Annotated in this window: 1 protein-coding gene; it reads left to right on the forward strand. The window is 63.1% G+C overall.

Annotation, left to right across the window (positions count from 1 at the left end; all coding sequences use genetic code 11):
- Positions 1-1,087: ligand-binding sensor domain-containing protein (locus ACYVDE_RS23790; protein WP_460504003.1), on the forward strand; the 1,087-nt coding region annotated here is incomplete at both ends.

Below are 1,087 nucleotides of genomic sequence, written 5' to 3' on the forward strand. Positions count from 1 at the left end.
GCCCGACACCGCCGCCATCGGCCGCTACCAGCGCCGCTACCACCTGCGCCTGCCCGACGCCGCCCAAATCAGCTGCCTGCTCGAAGACCGGGAAGGCAACGCCTGGCTGGGCACCGCCGGCCAGGGCTTATGGCGGCACTCGGACAGGTATTTGCGGCTGGACCCTAGATTACCCGGCTCCATTGACCAGTCGCCAGCATTGGCTACCCAAAATCCCGATGAGCATTCGGTAGCCATCGGCGCTATCGGAGGCCAGCGACTCTTCTTTTTAAGGGGGGATAAAGCACGGCAAATGCAAGATGTGCCTGCACCGCCGCGCAAGGCGGTGCAATTTCTGCTACCATTTCCCCCTACTATCTTAGGACGTGGCTATTGGGTTGGCACAGCAGAAGGGCTTTATGTAGCAGCCAATCCTGACACAGCATTTCGCGCCGTAGTCGGCTTACCAAATAATATCGCGCTGAGCATTACTGCCTTGGCTTACGCCCGCAGCTCCGGCCTCTGGGTTGGTACCGCTGGTGATGGCCTCTATAATATTCCGAAAGAGCGAAACCGGCCCACGCGCCACTTCACCACTGCCAACGGTCTGCTCCACAACACTGTAACGACCCTACTGGCCGACCGCACGGGCCGTATCTGGGTGGGCAGCCACGATACCGGCCTGGCCGCCTTCGAGCCCGCCACCCAGAAGTTCGCCGCCTACCGCCTCACCCACACCGGCCTCGACGTCAGTAGTATCACCGAAGATGCCGACGGCCGCCTCTGGCTGGCTACCGAAGGCGATGGCGTGTTTTTCCGCGAGCCCTCGAAAACTTGGCAGCCGCTGGGCGCTGGCTCAACAGCTGAATACACGTACAATATTCTGCCGCTACCTAATGCCGAGGATGGGCCGCAACTGTTGCTGGTGCACCGCCAGGGCCTGTCGCTGCTCAACTGTCGAACCCACCGCCTCACCCCGCTGGCTGCCGAAGATGACCCACTGGCCCGCGACCTGCTGGGACCCGCCGCCTACACCAGTGGTAGCGGGGCCTGGCTCAGCACCCGCGCCGGCCTGTTGCGGCTCGACGTAGCCGCCGCCCGCCGCCAA

The organism is Hymenobacter agri (genome assembly GCF_054778495.1).